At 33.2% G+C, this 17,599-nt stretch carries 17 protein-coding genes; 8 read left to right on the top strand and 9 right to left on the bottom strand.

The features are described 5' to 3' along the window. Nucleotides 1-47 precede the first annotated feature (47 nt). Nucleotides 48-3,479 carry a hypothetical protein gene (locus J2X17_RS16365; protein WP_310300337.1) on the bottom strand — a complete coding sequence of 1,144 codons (3,432 nt, stop codon included), beginning with the start codon at nt 3,477-3,479 and terminating at the stop codon, nt 48-50. 101 nt (nt 3,480-3,580) lie between these two features. Next, the gene (locus J2X17_RS16360; protein ID WP_310300335.1) at nt 3,581-3,814 is read right to left on the bottom strand and encodes a putative signal transducing protein; all 234 of its coding nucleotides are present in this window, start codon (nt 3,812-3,814) and stop codon (nt 3,581-3,583) included. 262 nt (nt 3,815-4,076) lie between these two features. On the opposite strand from J2X17_RS16360, the gene J2X17_RS16355 reads away from it, so the two are divergent. Further along, nucleotides 4,077-4,397, top strand: a complete 321-nt coding sequence (locus tag J2X17_RS16355) for a helix-turn-helix domain-containing protein (RefSeq protein ID WP_310300332.1) — start codon at nt 4,077-4,079, stop codon at nt 4,395-4,397. Nucleotides 4,398-4,671: 274 nt separating this feature from the next. Here J2X17_RS16355 and J2X17_RS16350 read toward each other — a convergent pair whose 3' ends face one another. Continuing rightward, on the bottom strand, nt 4,672-5,583 hold the full coding sequence (locus tag J2X17_RS16350; RefSeq protein WP_310300330.1) for a hypothetical protein: 912 nt from the start codon (nt 5,581-5,583) through the stop codon (nt 4,672-4,674). A gap of 938 nt (nt 5,584-6,521) precedes the next feature. Between J2X17_RS16350 and J2X17_RS16345 the strand changes: the two genes are divergently transcribed. After that, nucleotides 6,522-8,510: a TonB-dependent receptor domain-containing protein gene (locus J2X17_RS16345; protein ID WP_310300327.1), complete on the top strand. Its 1,989-nt coding sequence runs from the start codon at nt 6,522-6,524 to the stop codon at nt 8,508-8,510. A 75-nt stretch (nt 8,511-8,585) separates the two neighbouring features. Here J2X17_RS16345 and J2X17_RS16340 read toward each other — a convergent pair whose 3' ends face one another. Next, nucleotides 8,586-9,845 carry an aspartate kinase gene (locus tag J2X17_RS16340; protein ID WP_310300324.1) on the bottom strand — a complete coding sequence of 420 codons (1,260 nt, stop codon included), beginning with the start codon at nt 9,843-9,845 and terminating at the stop codon, nt 8,586-8,588. A 207-nt stretch (nt 9,846-10,052) separates the two neighbouring features. Then, on the bottom strand, nt 10,053-10,526 hold the full coding sequence (locus J2X17_RS16335; RefSeq protein WP_310300321.1) for a GNAT family N-acetyltransferase: 474 nt from the start codon (nt 10,524-10,526) through the stop codon (nt 10,053-10,055). A 259-nt stretch (nt 10,527-10,785) separates the two neighbouring features. On the opposite strand from J2X17_RS16335, the gene fbp reads away from it, so the two are divergent. Further along, nucleotides 10,786-11,793 (top strand): class 1 fructose-bisphosphatase, encoded by a 1,008-nt coding sequence (fbp, locus tag J2X17_RS16330; protein ID WP_310300319.1) that lies wholly within the window; start codon nt 10,786-10,788, stop codon nt 11,791-11,793. Nucleotides 11,794-11,904: 111 nt separating this feature from the next. Here the strand turns inward: fbp and J2X17_RS16325 are convergent, their stop codons facing one another. Beyond that, on the bottom strand, nt 11,905-12,336 hold the full coding sequence (locus J2X17_RS16325) for a tellurite resistance TerB family protein (RefSeq protein WP_310300316.1): 432 nt from the start codon (nt 12,334-12,336) through the stop codon (nt 11,905-11,907). A 171-nt stretch (nt 12,337-12,507) separates the two neighbouring features. On the opposite strand from J2X17_RS16325, the gene J2X17_RS16320 reads away from it, so the two are divergent. From J2X17_RS16320 to J2X17_RS16300, 5 genes are all read left to right on the top strand, one after another. After that, on the top strand, nt 12,508-13,101 hold the full coding sequence (locus J2X17_RS16320) for a HupE/UreJ family protein (RefSeq protein WP_310300313.1): 594 nt from the start codon (nt 12,508-12,510) through the stop codon (nt 13,099-13,101). 4 nt (nt 13,102-13,105) lie between these two features. Continuing rightward, a complete protein-coding gene (locus J2X17_RS16315; RefSeq protein WP_310300310.1) occupies nt 13,106-13,537 on the top strand; it encodes a deoxycytidylate deaminase in 432 nt (143 codons plus the stop codon). Next, nucleotides 13,538-15,115, top strand: coding sequence for a S41 family peptidase (locus J2X17_RS16310; protein ID WP_310300308.1), 1,578 nt, complete (start codon nt 13,538-13,540; stop codon nt 15,113-15,115). Nucleotides 15,116-15,133: 18 nt separating this feature from the next. Continuing rightward, nucleotides 15,134-15,499: a nuclear transport factor 2 family protein gene (locus J2X17_RS16305; RefSeq protein ID WP_310300305.1), complete on the top strand. Its 366-nt coding sequence runs from the start codon at nt 15,134-15,136 to the stop codon at nt 15,497-15,499. 78 nt (nt 15,500-15,577) lie between these two features. Then, on the top strand, nt 15,578-15,895 hold the full coding sequence (locus tag J2X17_RS16300) for a hypothetical protein (protein ID WP_310300302.1): 318 nt from the start codon (nt 15,578-15,580) through the stop codon (nt 15,893-15,895). A gap of 109 nt (nt 15,896-16,004) precedes the next feature. Here the strand turns inward: J2X17_RS16300 and J2X17_RS16295 are convergent, their stop codons facing one another. The 3 genes from J2X17_RS16295 to J2X17_RS16285 all read right to left on the bottom strand — a co-directional run bounded on the left by J2X17_RS16295 (nt 16,005) and on the right by J2X17_RS16285 (nt 17,499). Continuing rightward, nucleotides 16,005-16,625, bottom strand: coding sequence for an FAD-dependent oxidoreductase (locus tag J2X17_RS16295; protein WP_310300300.1), 621 nt, complete (start codon nt 16,623-16,625; stop codon nt 16,005-16,007). Next, nucleotides 16,612-16,815: a hypothetical protein gene (locus tag J2X17_RS16290; RefSeq protein WP_074660928.1), complete on the bottom strand. Its 204-nt coding sequence runs from the start codon at nt 16,813-16,815 to the stop codon at nt 16,612-16,614. Before J2X17_RS16290 ends, J2X17_RS16295 begins: the two co-directional genes overlap by 14 nt. Before the next feature lie 105 nt (nt 16,816-16,920). Beyond that, nucleotides 16,921-17,499, bottom strand: a complete 579-nt coding sequence (locus tag J2X17_RS16285) for a MarC family protein (protein WP_310300298.1) — start codon at nt 17,497-17,499, stop codon at nt 16,921-16,923. Between the last annotated feature and the right edge of the window lie 100 nt (nt 17,500-17,599).

The following is a 17,599-nucleotide window of genomic DNA, read 5'->3' as shown; positions in this document are numbered from 1 at the left end:
AAATTCAATTAAAATTAATCAATTTATTGTAATGTTTTCGTAAAGTGTTAAAAATAAGCACGTAGCTGAATGTTTCCTGTGTGAACAGTCGCTCCAGTTTCGCTTTTACGCCCCTGATAGTTTAAATTGATATCTAAAAATTGTGTGATATTTTTCTGTAAGAGCAGCTTCCAGACTAAGTTTTGTCCGGCCTGAAGTCCTTCCAGCATTTGGAATCCTACTGATGAGAATTCGTTCCCGTCAAATTTATTTTCATAAAAAGAGAACTCCCCATTAACCGTAACTTTTTTATCTCCGGCATAAGAGAAGGAGGTGCCGAGACGATTTTGATGCAAGGTTTCAAAATTTCCAATTTGATTTTCTTTGCTTTGTAATTCATAAAAGAAATCTAAACTGGTATTTTTTGAAAACAAATAACTGATTTTGGGCGCAATTTGATAACCTTCTAAATCGTAATTTTTCTCTATGAAATCTTCGGAAACCAAATCGGTTTTAATGGTTTTAGTAAAGAAATTAAACAGCCAGCTCTTTTGATACAAATGCGTGTATTGCAATTGATTAGAGCTATTTTTGACAGTTTGAGAACCTACAGAAAGTAAATTTTTTCCTTTATTGACCAAGTAAGAATAAGTAACAGAATGTTTCTGTTTTCCTCGATTGTAAAATAAACTGTTTCTGAAACTCGAATTTAATCCCAAAATATTTTCTTCAGAAGAAGCAAACGGATTTAGTTCTAAACGTTCGCCATCGCTTTTTACTTTTCGGTCCATAATAAACGACGTCTGATTGTAGAAGTACGAGGCGAATTTTTTGAAACCTGTTCCATTTTGCCATTGCAGCGGATTCAAAGCAACAGATTGTGAAAATTTATTTTGATTGGTTTTAATGTAAATCTGATTCGGCAAAAAGATCCTGATAAATCGCGCCTGATCTGAATATTGTGCGATTTCAAATTCCTCTAATTCCTGAATTCCGTTGCCGTTGTAGTCATTCCAGGTATAAACTCCTTGTCCGGTTGGGACTTCAATATAAGTGAATTCCTGCTGCGCGATAGTTCCAGAGCTGGTTTCATAAGCCGTCCCGAGTTGTATCAACTGATTAAAAAATCTGTCGTTGTATAGAATTCTCGAATTTAAGGAAGGTTCATTTTTGCGGGAAGCATCCGTGAAATCTAATGTTCTATAACTTGTATAAACCGCTAAATCTGTTGTTTTGTTTTGAATCAATTTCGATCGCAAAAAATAGGTTTGCGAATTGTTTACGTGCTGTAGCAATCCGTTTTGCAAACTATCATTTCGGCGTTGAAGGAAACCAATTTCCGCATAAACTTTGGTACTGTCACCGCGGCCAATGAAAGCGCCATATTCAGAAAATCTTTGGCTCAAGGCCGAAAATTGATCCGTAATTTTATCTTTTTCCTGATTGTCTTCAATTTGAAAACTTCCGCCAATCCAGTTTTTGCCAAAATGATATTTAGTTCTCGCCTGATTTCTTATGAATTTTGAAGTAGAAGTCGTGGCATCAGAATTTAAAAAACTTCCCTGATTTTCAATCGTCCATTTGTTTAATTTAAAAAATGCCGTTGTGGTATGTCGTGCTCCGGAATAACTTTCAGAATAATCTAATTTTTCAAATTGATAGTTAAATAAGCCAATGTTTGAAGTTTCTTTTTTAGCAAATAAATTAAAGTTTAAACCACCAACTATAAGGCTCTGATTACCTAAAAGAGGCATGTTTAAATTCCAATCCCTATTAAATTCGATATTATATAAACGTTCCACTGACCTGAAATCATTCTGCACATATTGATAATTGGCAAAACCATCCAAAGTCCAGTTTCTTGTAAAAAGCCTCTTTTTGACATTGGCCTTAAAAGCGATTCCATCATTATTAGCGTCATCAATAGCCGAAAATAAATTCTGATCGTTGTTGCTCATGGCGACTTCAAAATCAACAAGGGTTTTTTCGTCAGGATAGTATTTACCCAAAAAAGTAGCCACCTGAATTTTTATTGGGGCAATCAATTGAACAATAGGTTCGTAATTTCCCTGCGGAATGCCATTTACAGGCGCAATATATTCAAAAATTCGTTCTACGGAATTGTTGTTTTGAATGATGTAATTTCCAATATTATTTCCAACAAGACTGAATTTTACATTATACAATACTTCGCTGGGATCTTTAGAATATTCATAAATTTCAACCGAATTAGCAATCGTTTTTCTGTATAGAATTTTGTTGTCTGCATATTTGTCAACATAGGCAGATGGCGCAGTCATCAAACTCGGATCATCCCCTGCCTGACTCAAAATCTGAACCTGATCTGGTGAAAGATTTTGTTGTAGCGGCTGGTTTTTTAAGTCATTTTCAGAATATAAATAGCCTCCAAAACTCCAATTTTTATTCTCATGTGTTGCTCCCGCATAAGTTACCAATCGGTTGTAATTTCTGTCGGAATATTGGTATTCGACATTAATTCTCATTTCAGAAGTAATGGTAAAAAGTGAGGTAAACACAATTTCGCCGGCATTATAATCAATCACATAATCGTTGTTTTCACCACGTTTCAGCAATACACCATTTACATAAACACGCTCTGAGCCTGAAATAACCAAAACATACAATTCGCCATTTTGTCCTTTTAGTTTATACGGACCCTGATTGCCTTCCTGACCTGTAAAAGTACTTTTGGCATATTGCCCTTTTACAAATGCGACCGATGCAAAAACGTTCGTTTTACTTTCTTCGGTGCCAAAATTAAAGCTTGTCGAAAGTCCCTGAACTTTTTTATTGAAACTTAAAAATTGTGTTTTTCTGTTTTCTAAAAAAACATCGCCTGCGCGAATGTTCCAGTCTTTGCTGAAAAGTTCCATGAAAATATTATCAAACTGATCGAGTTTTTGAGAATAGCCACCATCCTGCAACGGAATATTACTGTCCTGAAGTGAGGCCCTTAAACTTACTTTGTCTGATATTTTTCCGGTAATCTGAAGATCCAGATTGGAGTTTAAAACCGTATTTTGATTATTTCCAACGGTCACACCACGTGTAATGCTTCCAGAAGTATTCAGACCATCAAACGGGGTGACTTTTTTAGTGTTTTCAGTTTCAATCCGATATAATTTCTCAGTTCCAACATCGTTGCTCACGACCTGACTTTCTTTGTAAAGCCCGTATTCTTTGGTTAGGAAATCGGGATATTTAAGGTAATTGACAATTAAAGTGTCGGCAGCTGAAGTGAATTTTTCGTTTAAAAGTAAAGTCCCTTTTTGAAAATCAATCTTATAAAAAGTGGAATCAATGGGTTCGTTTTTGGTGTTTAAAAGCTGAAAAAAACTAGAGTTGATGCTGAACTTTTCCAGATGAATTGTGTCTTTGGTCGCGATTACTTTTTTTGTCTGATACGGAGATTCCGTTTCCTGCGCATGAAGCCCAGAAAACCAAATAAACACAGTTAAAAACAGTAATTTTTTCAACATAAATACTCTAACTCTGAAAAATCAAAAGTAGTATTTAATACTCAAAATAATAAGCAGTTATAAATTGTATTTGTTGGGCTAAAAATGCTGTGAGAGTTTGTCTAGGTAATTAAATCAAATTCCCCATTGTTGTAATTCGTGATTATTTTTTTGGCATCATTATATTCTGTTTCCGTCACTTTTAAAATTGCCGGAGCATTACCTCCTGCAGAAACTGACCATGGCTGAATATTTGACATATTTTCATTAGCAATAAAAGCATCAATATTATTATTTTTTAATAAATTTTTAATGCTCATTACTTCTATATAGGAACCTCTGAAAATTTCGATCATGATTGTTTAATTGTTTAGTGTTGAAAATTAGTGTCGTATTCTTTCCAATAGGCACTGTAAAAATTGATTTTATTTTTTAAAGTAAAGCCTTCTGAAATATTTTCATTCCCAATCGGCAATATAAATCGGAAAATATCTTTTTTCGTAAAGATAAATTTACATATTATTTAAGAAAAGTCTTATGCGAAAATCGACTTTTTTAAATCTAATATTGCATAACCGTAAAACAATTCTTATGTTTATATTTGATAAAAAATGAAACATGAATGTTGTTGTAGGAAATAAGTTAAAAATCTTACATAAGGCTAAAAATTGGTCACAGGAGCAAGTAGCTGATTATCTGCATATTTCACAATCCGCTTATGCCAGAATGGAAAGCGGTGAAAGTACTTCTTGGGTAAATTACATATTGAAGATATCTAAAATCTACGAAATAAACCCTGATGAATTACTACGAATAGATGGAAACCGAGATTTTTCATCCGAAAATTTTTTATCAGAAAAAGTTATTGAGCAATACGAAGAAAGAATAAAAGAGTTGAAAAAAGTAATTAAAGACTTGAAAAAGGAACGTAAACGATAAAAAAAGGCTTCATTTCAATGAAGCCTCAAATGTATAATATTTATTTTTGATCATTTTTTGGAAATTTTATTCCATGTCTAATGAATAGCAGAAAAGCGATTGCTAATGCTATTGCCAAATATAACTTTAAGTCAAATTTGTGATCAATTATCTTTTGAATGGTGAAAGAACTTCCATCAAAGAAAAGAGTCCAAAAGATAATGAGAATAACTACAGGACTAAATATGTAGTTATAGATAAAAACGAGTTTTTTTCTATTATTAGGCTTCATAATTTATTCAATAAATCTTATTAATGTGTCATCGGGGATAGTTAAAACAGTATTCATTAAAACTTCAGAATTCTCAAATATATAAAAATTTAATTCTTCAGGATTATTTGGATTAATAATCTCTAAATAGAAATCATCAGCATACATATAATTTGCATCTAGGGTTTTACGTTCCATTGCACAATCTATAAAAGCCCATGTAAGTTCAACAAGACCACCACCAACGGCGCCCTTAGCGGCTCCAAAAACTGCTCCTCCTATAGCTCCTGCTGCACTTCCTATTCCAGGTAGGGCTACTGTTCCTCCTGCAGCGCCTGTTAGAGCTCCTCCTACTGCACCTACTAATGCCCCTGTTGCAACCGCTCTTCCTATGGATTTCCCTTTTTGTGCTACACAATCTCCAAAACCTGCACCTTTTCCGGTTTTATTTGTTTGGGATTTATTTAAAATAGCGCCTATCTCATTTGTAGTTTTCTCAATCGTATTAAATATAAAACTTGCTTCATTTTTAAAATCTGATGAAAAACTACCTTGATTAAGTAAAATTCTTTTTGAATTTAAAAGTTCTACTATTTTATTATCATAACAGTTCGCTAAATCCTGATAAAAACTTAACATGAATTGACCCTCTTCTGTATTGTAATGAGGAGCTAATTTAATTTTAATTGTCTCTTCTTTTCGAATATTTTTCTTGGCAACTGAGGATAATGGTTCTGTTTGGAAATATTTCAAATATTTATCTTCAACATTAGTGTTTACAATTAAATCTTGGAATCTACTAATTTGATTGTCTACAGATTTATTTAAAGCAGAGTAATCAAGGGAATTGGCAGATTCATTTTTTATAGACTCATTATTAGTGCATGAGTAGGATGTACCAATAAATATTATTGCAATTAAAAAAAGTTTTTTCATAAGGTGATAATTAACTGGTTAATAAAGTTTTTTGATTAAAAAGCTAAATTAACAGAATCGGCATTATTGTATTATGCAGTTTTAGGGTATTCTTACCCTAAATCTGCATAAATCATAGTTTTAGTATTAAATACAAAATTAATTTAAGAGTTGAAAAAGTAATTGGCATTTGAAAGAGAATAAAAAATAAAAGGCATAATTTTTTTTAGCTTTGTTACAACATATAACGAATTTAAATTATGGATACTAGCAAAGAACTTTTATTCTTTTTTAGTGCTTTAGGGAGTTTTCAACGGAATTATTCTGGGCGTCTATTTCTTTTTCTTCACCAAGAAAAAATACCTGACCAATTATTTCTTAGGAGCGCTTTTATTTGCGTTAAGCATCCGAATTGGAAAATCGGTATTTGTATATTTTTATTCGGCTTTGCCAAAAATGTATTTGCAATTTGGACTTACAGCTTGTTTTTTTATTGGTCCTTGTTTGTATTATTTTCTTAAATCGGCAGTGGAAGAAATCAATATAATGCCGAAAGCGTGGAAAATCACACTTTTATTCTGGGCGTTACTTATTGTTACGATTGGAGTTATATTTCCATATAAGTAATATCCAAAACTTTGGGGCGGTTATTTTATAAGAATTATTTATTTTCAATGGTTTGTTTGCCTTGTTTTTTCAGGTCTTACAATCAAAAATATATTAGCCAAAATCGTAAACAGAAAACACAAATCAACTCCGGCAGAAACTTGGTTTGGAATGCTTTTTCTGGGTAATTTTCTCTTATTTCTTTTTTATTTTTTATCAATAATGGGAGCTCCGGGAGCAACTTATATTAGCGGAGCGGTAGTTTTTTCTTTTATTTTGTACTTGATTATTTCAATTCTTTTATACCGAAAAAAGACAGACGATTTGTTTCTTTTGAATAATCAGATGTAAATGTGGCTAACACTTTGCTTTCGACAAGCAGTTCTGTAAATGAAGTGTTAAGTAGGGTTCCGAATGTCGTTGTCTCCGAAGGACAAATCAGTGTAATCGGAAAAGGCGAGGCGATTATTTACCTAAACGGAATATTGATTAATTACGAACGTTTTGCTGCTATTCCGGTTTCACAGATTTTAAAGATTGAAGTAATTTCAAATCCTTCAGCAAAATATGACGCTGAGGGAAAAGCGGTAATTAACATTATTACCAAAAGAAATATTGAAAGCGGAATTATGGGAACGGCAAGTCAGCACATAACGGTTTCTGAATTTGCAGGAACAAGTACCAATACCTTACTTGATTTTAATTATACAAAAGGGAAGTTTTCATTTATAACAAATTATGGCTTGCAATTAGGAAAGGGAAGAGAACTCTTGTACACGACCAGAACGCGGCCGAATCCGAAGGAATTTATAAAGTCGGAATTGACAACAGATTGGAAACGTGAGTTTAATAATTATTCTAATTTTGGGTTTGGCATTCAATACACTTTTTCTGAAAAGAATTATATTTCACTTGCCTACAGCGGTAACATTGAAGATTTGGGCGGTGTTGTTGAAAGTCGAAATTCAATCGAAAATAATGCGGGAAATAATTTTTATGCCACAGATATTGATAAAAATGATGTGTTGCTCAATCAGTTTGTGAATTTAAATTACAATGCAATAACCGATAAAAAAGGTTCGTCATTATTTATCGGATCGCAATATTTCAATTATAACGGAACAGTCCATGATTTTATTGATGAAAATGGTTGGGTAAATGACGTTAATACGCAAAAGTATCTGAAGAATAATGTTGGAAATACCATCAATATAATTTCAACTCAGCTTGATTATTCCAAAAAAATTAAAGAAAATACCAGACTGGAAACGGGAGCGAAATATAGTTATGCGACCATCAAATGGGCTACAGATTTTTTAATTTCAGATGCTACTGATATTGATTTTGAGTTTGATGATGCACTATCGAGTGATTTTCAATATGTCGAAAAAATTAGTGCGGCCTATTTTAATTACGGAAGTTCAATTGGTAAAAAGTTCGATTTTTCTGTAGGCGCTAGAGGCGAATGGACGAATTATGATTTGTACACCAATGCAAACGGGATTCAGAAATTCAAGAAAAGTTATGGGAATATTTTTCCGAATTTACTTTTAAACATGAATTTTTCTAAAGATTGGAAAGGGCATTTTTCATATGTGTCAAGAATTACAAGACCGAGATATCAGGCTCTAAATCCTTTTGTTATTTATCAGGATCCGTTTACGACCATTGAGGGAAATCCTAATTTGTTGCCGGAAAAAATCCATGCGTTTGAAATAGGAGCAATGTATCAAAAGTTTGATTTTAAAATGGGTTATACCTATAAAATTGATCCTATGTCAGGAGCTGCTTTACGGGGAAACACTCCAAACAGTTATATATTACGATCATTAAATCTTGATAAAGGACATGTGTTTTTTACTTCGCTTTCTAGATCTTTTAATGTGAAATGGTGGAATTCTACTAATACAGTAAGTATGAATTTAACCAAATCCATAGATAATTTTTATTCGTTTGAAATGGGCCCGGTTCGGCCTCAGATTTATTTGTACTCGAATAATACATTTGCAATTCCGAATCTTTTTAAACTGCAGCTTCTCGCCTGGTATTTAGGAGACCGAAGTTATGGATTGGGAAGTGATAACAGCCGATCAATAGTAACAGTAGGAATCGAAAGAAATTTTTTTAAAGATGCTTTAAAACTGAATTTTACAGCAAATGATATTTTTCATGACTTTATGGTTTCAGGAGATTATAATGTCGGGCAAACTCAAATATATTATCATAGAACTTACACGACAAATTATTTTAAATTGATAGCGACGTATAATTTTGGGAATTCGAAGAAAACAAATTATAAGAAATCAGAATTAGAACAAACCGAGAATCAGCGGGCAAGATAAAACGCAAAAAAGGCTTCACAATTTCGTGAAGCCTTTTTTAGTATGTTGAATTATAATTAACTTTTTATAGCAGAATTAATTTAGTTCTTTAGTCACAATCTGCATAGTTTCGCGACTTACTTGTTTCAGTAAAACGGCTTTGTTTTCTTCCACAGTTTCTGCAGCTTGTTCGGTGAAATGACGAATCGTGTATAAAGTCACATTTTCGTTATAGTCCACTTTGAATTTTTTCGAAAGAATCGCATTCAAGTCATTGAAGTTCTCAAATTTATCTTCCACACAAACAGAAAAACTAATTGCCGAGTTCTGAATCAGATTTACTTTGATTTTAAATTCATGAAACAAAGCGAAAATCTCACTGATGTTTTCTTCCATAATAAAAGAGAAATCTATTGATGAAAGTGAAATCAACAACTGATTTCTTTTCACAATAAAACAAGGATATTGCGGCTCCAAATCAACACCTTTAGAAACACAAGTTCCTTTTAATAATGGGTTGATGAAAGATTTTACATATAATGGAATTTCTTTTTTCTGTAACGGTTGTAATGTTTTTGGGTGAATTACCGTAGCTCCGTAAAAAGCCAATTCGATTGCTTCACGATATGAAATTTGGTTTAACAAACTTGCATTTTCAAAATAACGTGGATCGGCATTCATAACACCCGGAACGTCTTTCCAGATTGTAACGCTTTCAGCATTTAGGCAATAAGCGAAAATTCCTGCAGTATAATCAGAACCCTCACGTCCTAAAGTTGTAGTGAAGTTATTTTCGTCGGCCCCCAGGAATCCCTGTGTGATATTTAAAGTTTTTCTTGGTACATTTTTGCTGATGTTTTGTTGCGTAGTTTCCCAGTCAACTTCAGCATCACGATAGTTTGCATCGGTTTTAATGAAATTACGAACGTCAAGCCAATTCGTTTTAATACCCATGAAATTCATGAAATGACTTAAAATTACAGTCGAAATCAATTCTCCAAAACTTACCACCTGATCGTAAACGAAATTGTAATTTGGTGATTTGTTATGTGCTAAAAAGTATTCTAATTCTGAGAATTGTTCAGTTACTGCTGCAAAAACCTCATGTTTATCATCTTCAAATAAATCTAATAATATTTGATTGTGATATTTCTTAATTTCTTGTACAGATGAATTTAACTCTGCCGATTTATCAAAATAATTTTTGATCACAACCTCAAGAGCATTTGTAGTTTTTCCCATTGCTGAAACTACTAAAATTACATCTTCATAACCCACTTTTTGCAAAACGTCGTAAACGTTTTTAATTCCGTCTGCATCTTTTACCGATGCTCCTCCAAATTTAAATACTCTCATTGCTAACTTTAGATTTTTAATTTTAGATTTCAGATTAAGTGAAATCTAGTATTTTTTTATTTTTCTGCCACAGATTAAAACGATTTTAAATGCTGGGTAAGTTTGCCGCGAATTTCACGAATGAGCACGAATTAATTAGTGAAAATTTGTGAAATTCGTGGCAAAAAAAAATCAGTGAAAATCATTTAATCAGTGGCTAAATATTTTTTATAGTTTTTCCAGAAATGAATCAATTCCTGCTTCGTCCATTTGAACTACACGCCATTCTTCGAGAATTTTTGCGCCTGAATTCTCGTAAAATTTAACGGCCGGTGTATTCCAGTCTAAAACATTCCATTCTACTCTTCTTACATTATCTCTTTTTCCCTGCTTCATTATTTCAGCATAAAGGGCCGATCCTAAACCAGTACCACGCATTTTATCCTTTACTATTAAGTCTTCAAGGTGTATTGTTTTTCCTTTCCAGGTAGAGTAACGGTAATAGTATAATGCGATTCCAACAATTTCTTTCTCTACTTCTGCAACAAAAACATGAAAAAGTGGTTTTTCGCCAAAACCATCACGTACTAAATCATCAACAGTTACGACAACAGCGTCAGGTTCTTTTTCGAATATTGCCAACTCCTGTATCAATCCCAAAACTGATTCCATGTCCTCAGGATTTCCTTTTCTAATATTCATATTTCTATTATTTTTTGTCTTGTCTATATATTATTGTCTTTTGTTTTACAGCGTTTTTTTGCTCAAATTTTTTTCAGGGACAATTTCTATATTCTTATTATTAAGCGTTTTTTAGCTAAAAAACTGTGTTTTTACTACGTGCTTTTCAGCTTTAATTAGCAAATATACAATAGTAGCAAACTAACAAAATAATTTTTAAACCATTCTCACAAAATAAGCGATATTTGTGACTTAAAATTAAAACTATAACGATATAGCAATGGAAGAACGCAATAAAACACTGGGAGAGTTTATTATTGAGAACCAAAAAGCATTTCAGTATTCGTCGGGGGAGCTTTCCCGAATTATCAACTCTATACGTTTGGCGGCCAAGGTTGTCAACTATAAAGTAAACAAGGCTGGATTAGTCGATATTATTGGCGCTGTAGGCGAACAAAATATTCAGGGAGAAGATCAGCAAAAATTAGATGTGTATGCCAATGAAGTATTTATCCAGACGTTAATTAACCGTGAGATTGTCTGTGGAATTGCTTCTGAAGAAAACGACGAATTTATTACTGTCAAGGGGAGCGACAACAGTAATAATAATAAGTACGTGATCTTGATGGATCCGCTTGACGGATCTTCCAACATTGATGTAAATGTTTCTTTAGGAACTATTTTCTCAGTTTTCAGAAGGATTACACCAATTGGAACCCCGGTAACAAGCGAGGATTTTTTACAACCGGGAGTAAATCAGGTGGCGGCAGGATATGTAATTTACGGAACATCGACTATGTTAGTGTACACAACAGGTCATGGTGTGAATGGTTTTACATTGAATCCGGCGATTGGTACTTTTTATCTTTCACATCCAAATATGCAATTTCCAAAAGACGGACATATTTATTCTGTAAACGAAGGGAATTATGTGCATTTTCCACAGGGAGTAAAAAACTACATCAAATATTGTCAGCGTGAAGAAGACGACAGACCTTATACTTCAAGATACATTGGAAGTCTAGTGTCCGATTTTCATAGAAACATGATTAAAGGAGGAATTTATCTTTATCCAACAAGTTCAAAAGCACCTAAAGGGAAATTACGTTTATTATACGAATGTAATCCAATGGCGTTTATAGCGGAACAGGCTGGAGGAAAAGCGACAGACGGTTTTGGACGAATTATGGAAATTCAGCCAACGGAATTGCACGAAAGAGTTCCGTTTTTCTGCGGAAGCCTTAACATGGTAGAAAAAGCAGAGCAATTTATGGCGGAAGCACTGTAGTGAAATAATTTCACCATTAAGATATTAAGAAAAATTAAGTTTTGCTTTAATGAACCTTAATGTCTTAATGGTAAAAAGTCATAAAAAAAGCTCCAATCTTGGAGCTTTTTTTTATTTATTCATATTTTCCATTTCGAAAAGGAATGTATCCAAATCTACTTTTTTATCAATTAAAGACAATGCCTTTCTTACAATATGGTTTACGTTTCCTGGTGTAAATCCTAAAGCTAATCCCATACGTGTCAGCATAACTTCTTGTTGGTCTCCTAAATGGTGGTCTACGTGTACCATTCGTGCCAAATCATATAAACGCTCAAGACGCTGTGCATATAAATAAGGAGGATTTATTGAATGTTGCCAAGGATCTTTAAGGATTTCCTTGTATTCTTCTTCTGAAATTTCTAATCTTGAAGCTAGTTTGTCCAAAAACGCTTGTTCTTCATCATTAATTTTTCCGTCAGCATAAGCTACACGAACAATTGCAGAGAAATGACCTCTGTTTCTTTGTTTGAATTCGTTATCAAATAATTCTGAAAATGGCATAATTAATAGGGTTTTATATAGAACAAAGATAAATCTTATTTTAATTTAACTTTTTAAATTTCTCATAAAATTTAACTTATTTTTCTGCGTTGTTTTAATATTGCGGTTTCTTTAATTTTCAAAATAAATCGTAAGTTTACAACCCCTTAATCAAATTAAAATTATTGCCCTATGTCAGAATTTTGGATTTATTTTCAGATAGGATTAAAACATGTTTTAGATATCCACGCCTACGATCACGTTCTTTTTTTAATCGCCTTAACAGTTCCTTATCTGTTTAAAGACTGGAAAAGAATTTTGCTTTTGGTTTCGGTTTTTACAATTGGTCATACCTTGGCTTTATTGCTTTCTGTTTTTGGAATAATCGCTATAAAAGTCAATATTGTAGAGTTTTTAATTCCGATTACAATCTTAATAACGGCAATATTTCATCTTTTTACAGCAGGAAAAGCATCAAAAAATGAAGGTGTAAATTTAATCTTCATGGTGACATTGTTTTTTGGAATAATTCACGGACTTGGATTCTCAAATTATTTTAAGAGTATTTTAGGAGGCTCGCCAACGTCAAAATTATTACCTTTAGGCGAATTTGCATTAGGAATTGAAGCGGCACAATTAGTTGTTGTTTTCGTGGTTCTGATAATATCCTATATTGTGCAAACCGTATTTCGTTTTTCAAAACGTGATTGGGCACTTGTAATGTCGGCTTTTATTATCGGAGTGGTGATTCCGATGATTATTGAAAGCCCAATTTGGAACAGATAAATAAATGGATGTAAAAAAAATAAATAAATACGATAAAGCGTACCTTCGTATTGCTAAAGAATGGGGTTCGCTCTCGTATTGCAAGCGTAAGCAGGTGGGCGCCATTATCGTAAAAGACCGAATGATTATTTCTGACGGTTATAACGGAACGCCATCCGGATTTGAAAATTGCTGTGAAGATGAAGAAGGACTAACCCGTTGGGAAGTTCTTCATGCAGAGGCAAATGCTATTTTAAAAGTGGCGCGATCAACACAGTCTTGTGAAAGTGCAACTTTGTATATTACACTTTCGCCTTGTAAAGAATGTAGCAAATTGATACATCAGTCTGGCATAAAGAGAGTGGTTTACCAAAACGGATATCGTGATGATGCCGGAATTCAATTTTTAGTAAAAGCAGGTGTTGAAGTTGAACATATTCCTGTTTTAGAAGAATAAATGAAATTTAATTCTAAATATTTGCCAATTGTTATCGGAGCTGCTTTTGCTCTGGGAACAGTCCTCGGAAGCCTGATGAATGCTCCCGTTGATGATGGGCTTTTGGCTAAAAATTACTCCAAAACAAAACTAAATAAACTGATCGATTTTATTAATAATGAATATGTCGACAGTATCAATACCGATTCAATTGTAAACTTAACAGTTGATAATATTCTCTCAAAATTAGATCCGCATTCTGTTTATATTCCGCCAAGTGAACAGGCTGAAGTGGCTGAAAGCATGAAAGGTGATTTCGTAGGAATCGGAATCAATTTTTATATGTATAAAGATTCCGTTGCAATTATAAGACCTGTCGAAAACGGACCTTCAGCCAAAGCGGGAATAAAATCCGGTGACCGGATTTTATTTGCCGGAAAAACAAAACTATACGGCCGAAAACTGCCTTCAGACAGCCTGTTTTCAAAATTGAAAGGACTTCAGGGTTCAGAGATTGAATTGACAGTTTTTAGAAAATCAGAACAAAAAAAAATAAAATTTAAGGTAAAAAGGGATATTATCGCCATAAAAAGTGTCGATGCCTCTTTGTTGCTTGGTAATAAGACAGGCTATATAAAAATCAATCGTTTTGCTGAAACTACTTTCAATGAGTTTAAAACTGGTTTGACAAGGCTAAAACAAAACGGAATTGAGTCGCTTGTAATTGATCTTCGTGATAATGGCGGTGGTTATATGGAAGAAGCAGTGGCGATTGCTGACGAATTCCTGAAAGACAAACAGCTTATTGTTTTTACAAAAAGTAAAAACGGAACCACGGAAAAAACATATGCTACAAAAGCCGGAAGTTTTGAAACCGGAAAAGTATATATTCTGATTAATGAAAATAGTGCTTCGGCAAGTGAAATTTTAGCGGGAGCATTGCAGGATAATGATCGCGGAATTATTGTTGGCCGACGTTCTTTCGGTAAAGGTTTAGTGCAGCGTGAAATGGATTTTAATGATGGATCAGCGGTACGATTGACTGTAGCAAGATATTATACGCCAACCGGAAGATCGATTCAAAAGCCTTATAAAAAAGGAAATGAAGATTATTTTAAAGAATCGGAATCAAGGGTAAAATCGGGTGAACTTTATGCAAAAGACAGCATAAAAGTGGCAGATTCCTTAAAGTTTAAAACGCCAAAAGGTAAAATCGTATATGGTGGTGGCGGAATCGTTCCGGATCTTTTTGTTCCGATGGAAGCGGAACACGGAAATGAAAATGTTGCGTACTTATTGCAGACTGGTGTGGTTGGTCATTTCGTTTTTGAGGAATTGGATAAAAACCGAAGTGCTTTTGCAGGACTTCATTTTAATGAGTTTTTGGCAAAAATGAAAAATAATGATGTGTATTTCAAAAAGTTCAAAAACTATATTTTCATGACCGGTTTAGATTTGAAATTGGATAAAACGAAAGATTTGGTAAATCGTTATATCACTGCTGAATTTGCCCGACAATTGTACGGCGAAATATACTATTATGATGTGATTTTGAAAGAAGATGCCATGATTAAGGCGATTCAGAATCCAAAGAAATAATGCTGAAACTTTTTAAAGATGAAAATAGAAGCCGTTGTAAATGCTGAGATAGAACTTTTGGCAGCCATTAAAAATGCTGATGTTTCGGCTTTAGAAAAAATCCTTCATGACGATTTGCTTTTCAACTTACCTGATGGAAATACAATTACTAAAGAATTTGATCTGAATTCTTATCGTTCAGGTAAAATGAAAGTTGACGCAATAGAAGCTTTGGATCAGATTATCACTTTAATTGATGATACGGCTGTTGTTGCAGTTACAGTTGTATTAAAAGGATTTGTTGATAATAATCCTATAAATGGTGCTTTTCGTTATATAAGAGTCTGGAAACAGTTTGATGAAAATTTGAGAGTGATAGCCGGAAGCTGTATTCAATTACAATAAAATAATAATAATTTATTAAAATATACTGTAATGAATCTTGTCTATGATAGTTCGAGATTTGTTGTTAAATATATAACTATGAAAAATCTAAAAAAAATAAGCTTTCTATTCGTTTTAATGACTTTTGTAATTTCGTGTAAAACCATAAAAGATAATAATGTAAATACCGTTTCCGGAAAAGTAGATGCAATCGAGGCTGGAAAGGACGGATACACAGCAACAATCTCAACAGCTGAAAAAGAAGTTTATTTGGCTACTATCAGCATCGTAAATCTTGGCGGACCTGAAAAGTATAAACAATTAAAAATTGGCGATAATGTTTCTGTAAAAGGAGAAATCTGGAAAACAGAGGATGAAAAACATATCAAAGTAACTGAGATTGTTTCGGTGAAGTAACAACATAGAATTTTTAAACCATTAAGAGATTAAGTTTATTAAGCGTAAAGTCTTAATTTTTCTTAATCTCTTAATGGTTTAATTTTATAAAAAACTTATGTTTTAAACTTTATCGAATACTATCGTGAACGTGAGTTTGTACGCCATTATTCCATAAAGTAAGAATATCGGTTGCAACAGCGGCACCGCTTCCGGCAGCAATCGCTAATTGGCTTCTCCAGCCCGCTAAAGTTCCAATTACATAAATACCGTCGGCTACTTTATGATCGTCGTTTTTAAGCTGAATGCGTTGTTTTTCGGGAAGTGCTTTTTTGTGAGGTTCAACATATTGCATTAAACCTTCAATATCAAAAGTATTGGCAGAACCAATTCCGATTACAATATTTTTTGTTTTATAAGAGTTTTTGTTGGTAGTAACAATAAATGAAGGAAAAGAGCCTTCAACTTTAATTACTTTTTCATTTGGAATCTGAGTAATATGCGGATAAGTCATAGCTAAATCCTGCGTACTTTCGATAAGTAATTCAGATCCTAATTTACCTGGTGTAATGCCATACGCATTGTAGAAAATTGCTTCTTGTAGCGAAGAATTTTTTTGATGTGTAAAAATTCCGATTTTTTTATCGGTAACAAAAGCTTTGTTTTTTGCTGATCCTAAAACCAGTGCACATGACATGCCAGAAACGCCTCCTCCAATAAGTAGAACGTCAAAGATATTATCTATTGTCATGCATTTTTTCTTCAATTCTTTTTGAAATTCTAAAAATCAAAAGAATTAATACTGCACAAAGCGCAGCTGCGATTCCAATAAGCGCAACGCCGCTGTCTCCCTGAAAAGGATTTTTAAAGTCTAATTGTGTAATATTAAAAACAATTAAAGCTAATGCTAAAAGCACTAAGATTGAAGTAAAGATTTTCATAGGGTTGTTTGTTTGTCTAAATATTAAAATAAAACCTTTAGGTATATGAATATGTTAAAGGTTCTATTTTAGAAATTTTATGGGGTAAATTTATAAAAATATCCGTTAGACGAACAAACCTTTAACATTAGCAGCGAATAATTTAACAGCAATCGCTAAAAGTATGACTCCAAATGTCTTGCGCACTACGCCAAGTCCGTTTTCTCCTAATAAATTTTCTATTTTTTTGGAAGATTTTAAAACGATATACACCAAAATGATATTTAATAAGATCGCTATAATGATATTGATGGTATGAAATTGAGAACGAAGCGATAATAAAGTCGTCATTGTTCCTGCTCCGGCAATCAACGGAAAAGCCAAAGGAACGATAGATGCTGATCCTGGTTCTTCATCACGATAAATTCGGATTCCTAAAATCATTTCCAGAGCCAAAAAGAATAATACAAAAGATCCGGCAACGGCAAATGAATGCACATCGATTCCAATCAGGTTAAGTAAACCTTCTCCAACGAAAAGAAAAACTATCATTATTAATCCGGCAACGATCGAAGCTTTTTCAGAATCAATATGCCCAACTTTTGCTCTTAAATTGACAATAATCGGAATAGAACCCACAATGTCAATTACAGCAAAAAGTACCATTCCAACAGTAATAATTTCTTTAAAGTCGATTTCTAACATATTAGTTTGATTTTAAGGGTTTAAAATTTTTGCAAAGGTAGATAATAAAGATAGGTGTTTTTTGAATACGATGCGTTTTTGTTATAAAAACACGTTTTAG

The sequence above is a fragment of the Flavobacterium aquidurense genome (assembly GCF_031458035.1).
Lineage (GTDB): Bacteria > Bacteroidota > Bacteroidia > Flavobacteriales > Flavobacteriaceae > Flavobacterium > Flavobacterium aquidurense_C.
This window is presented reverse-complemented; position numbering and strand designations above follow the sequence as displayed.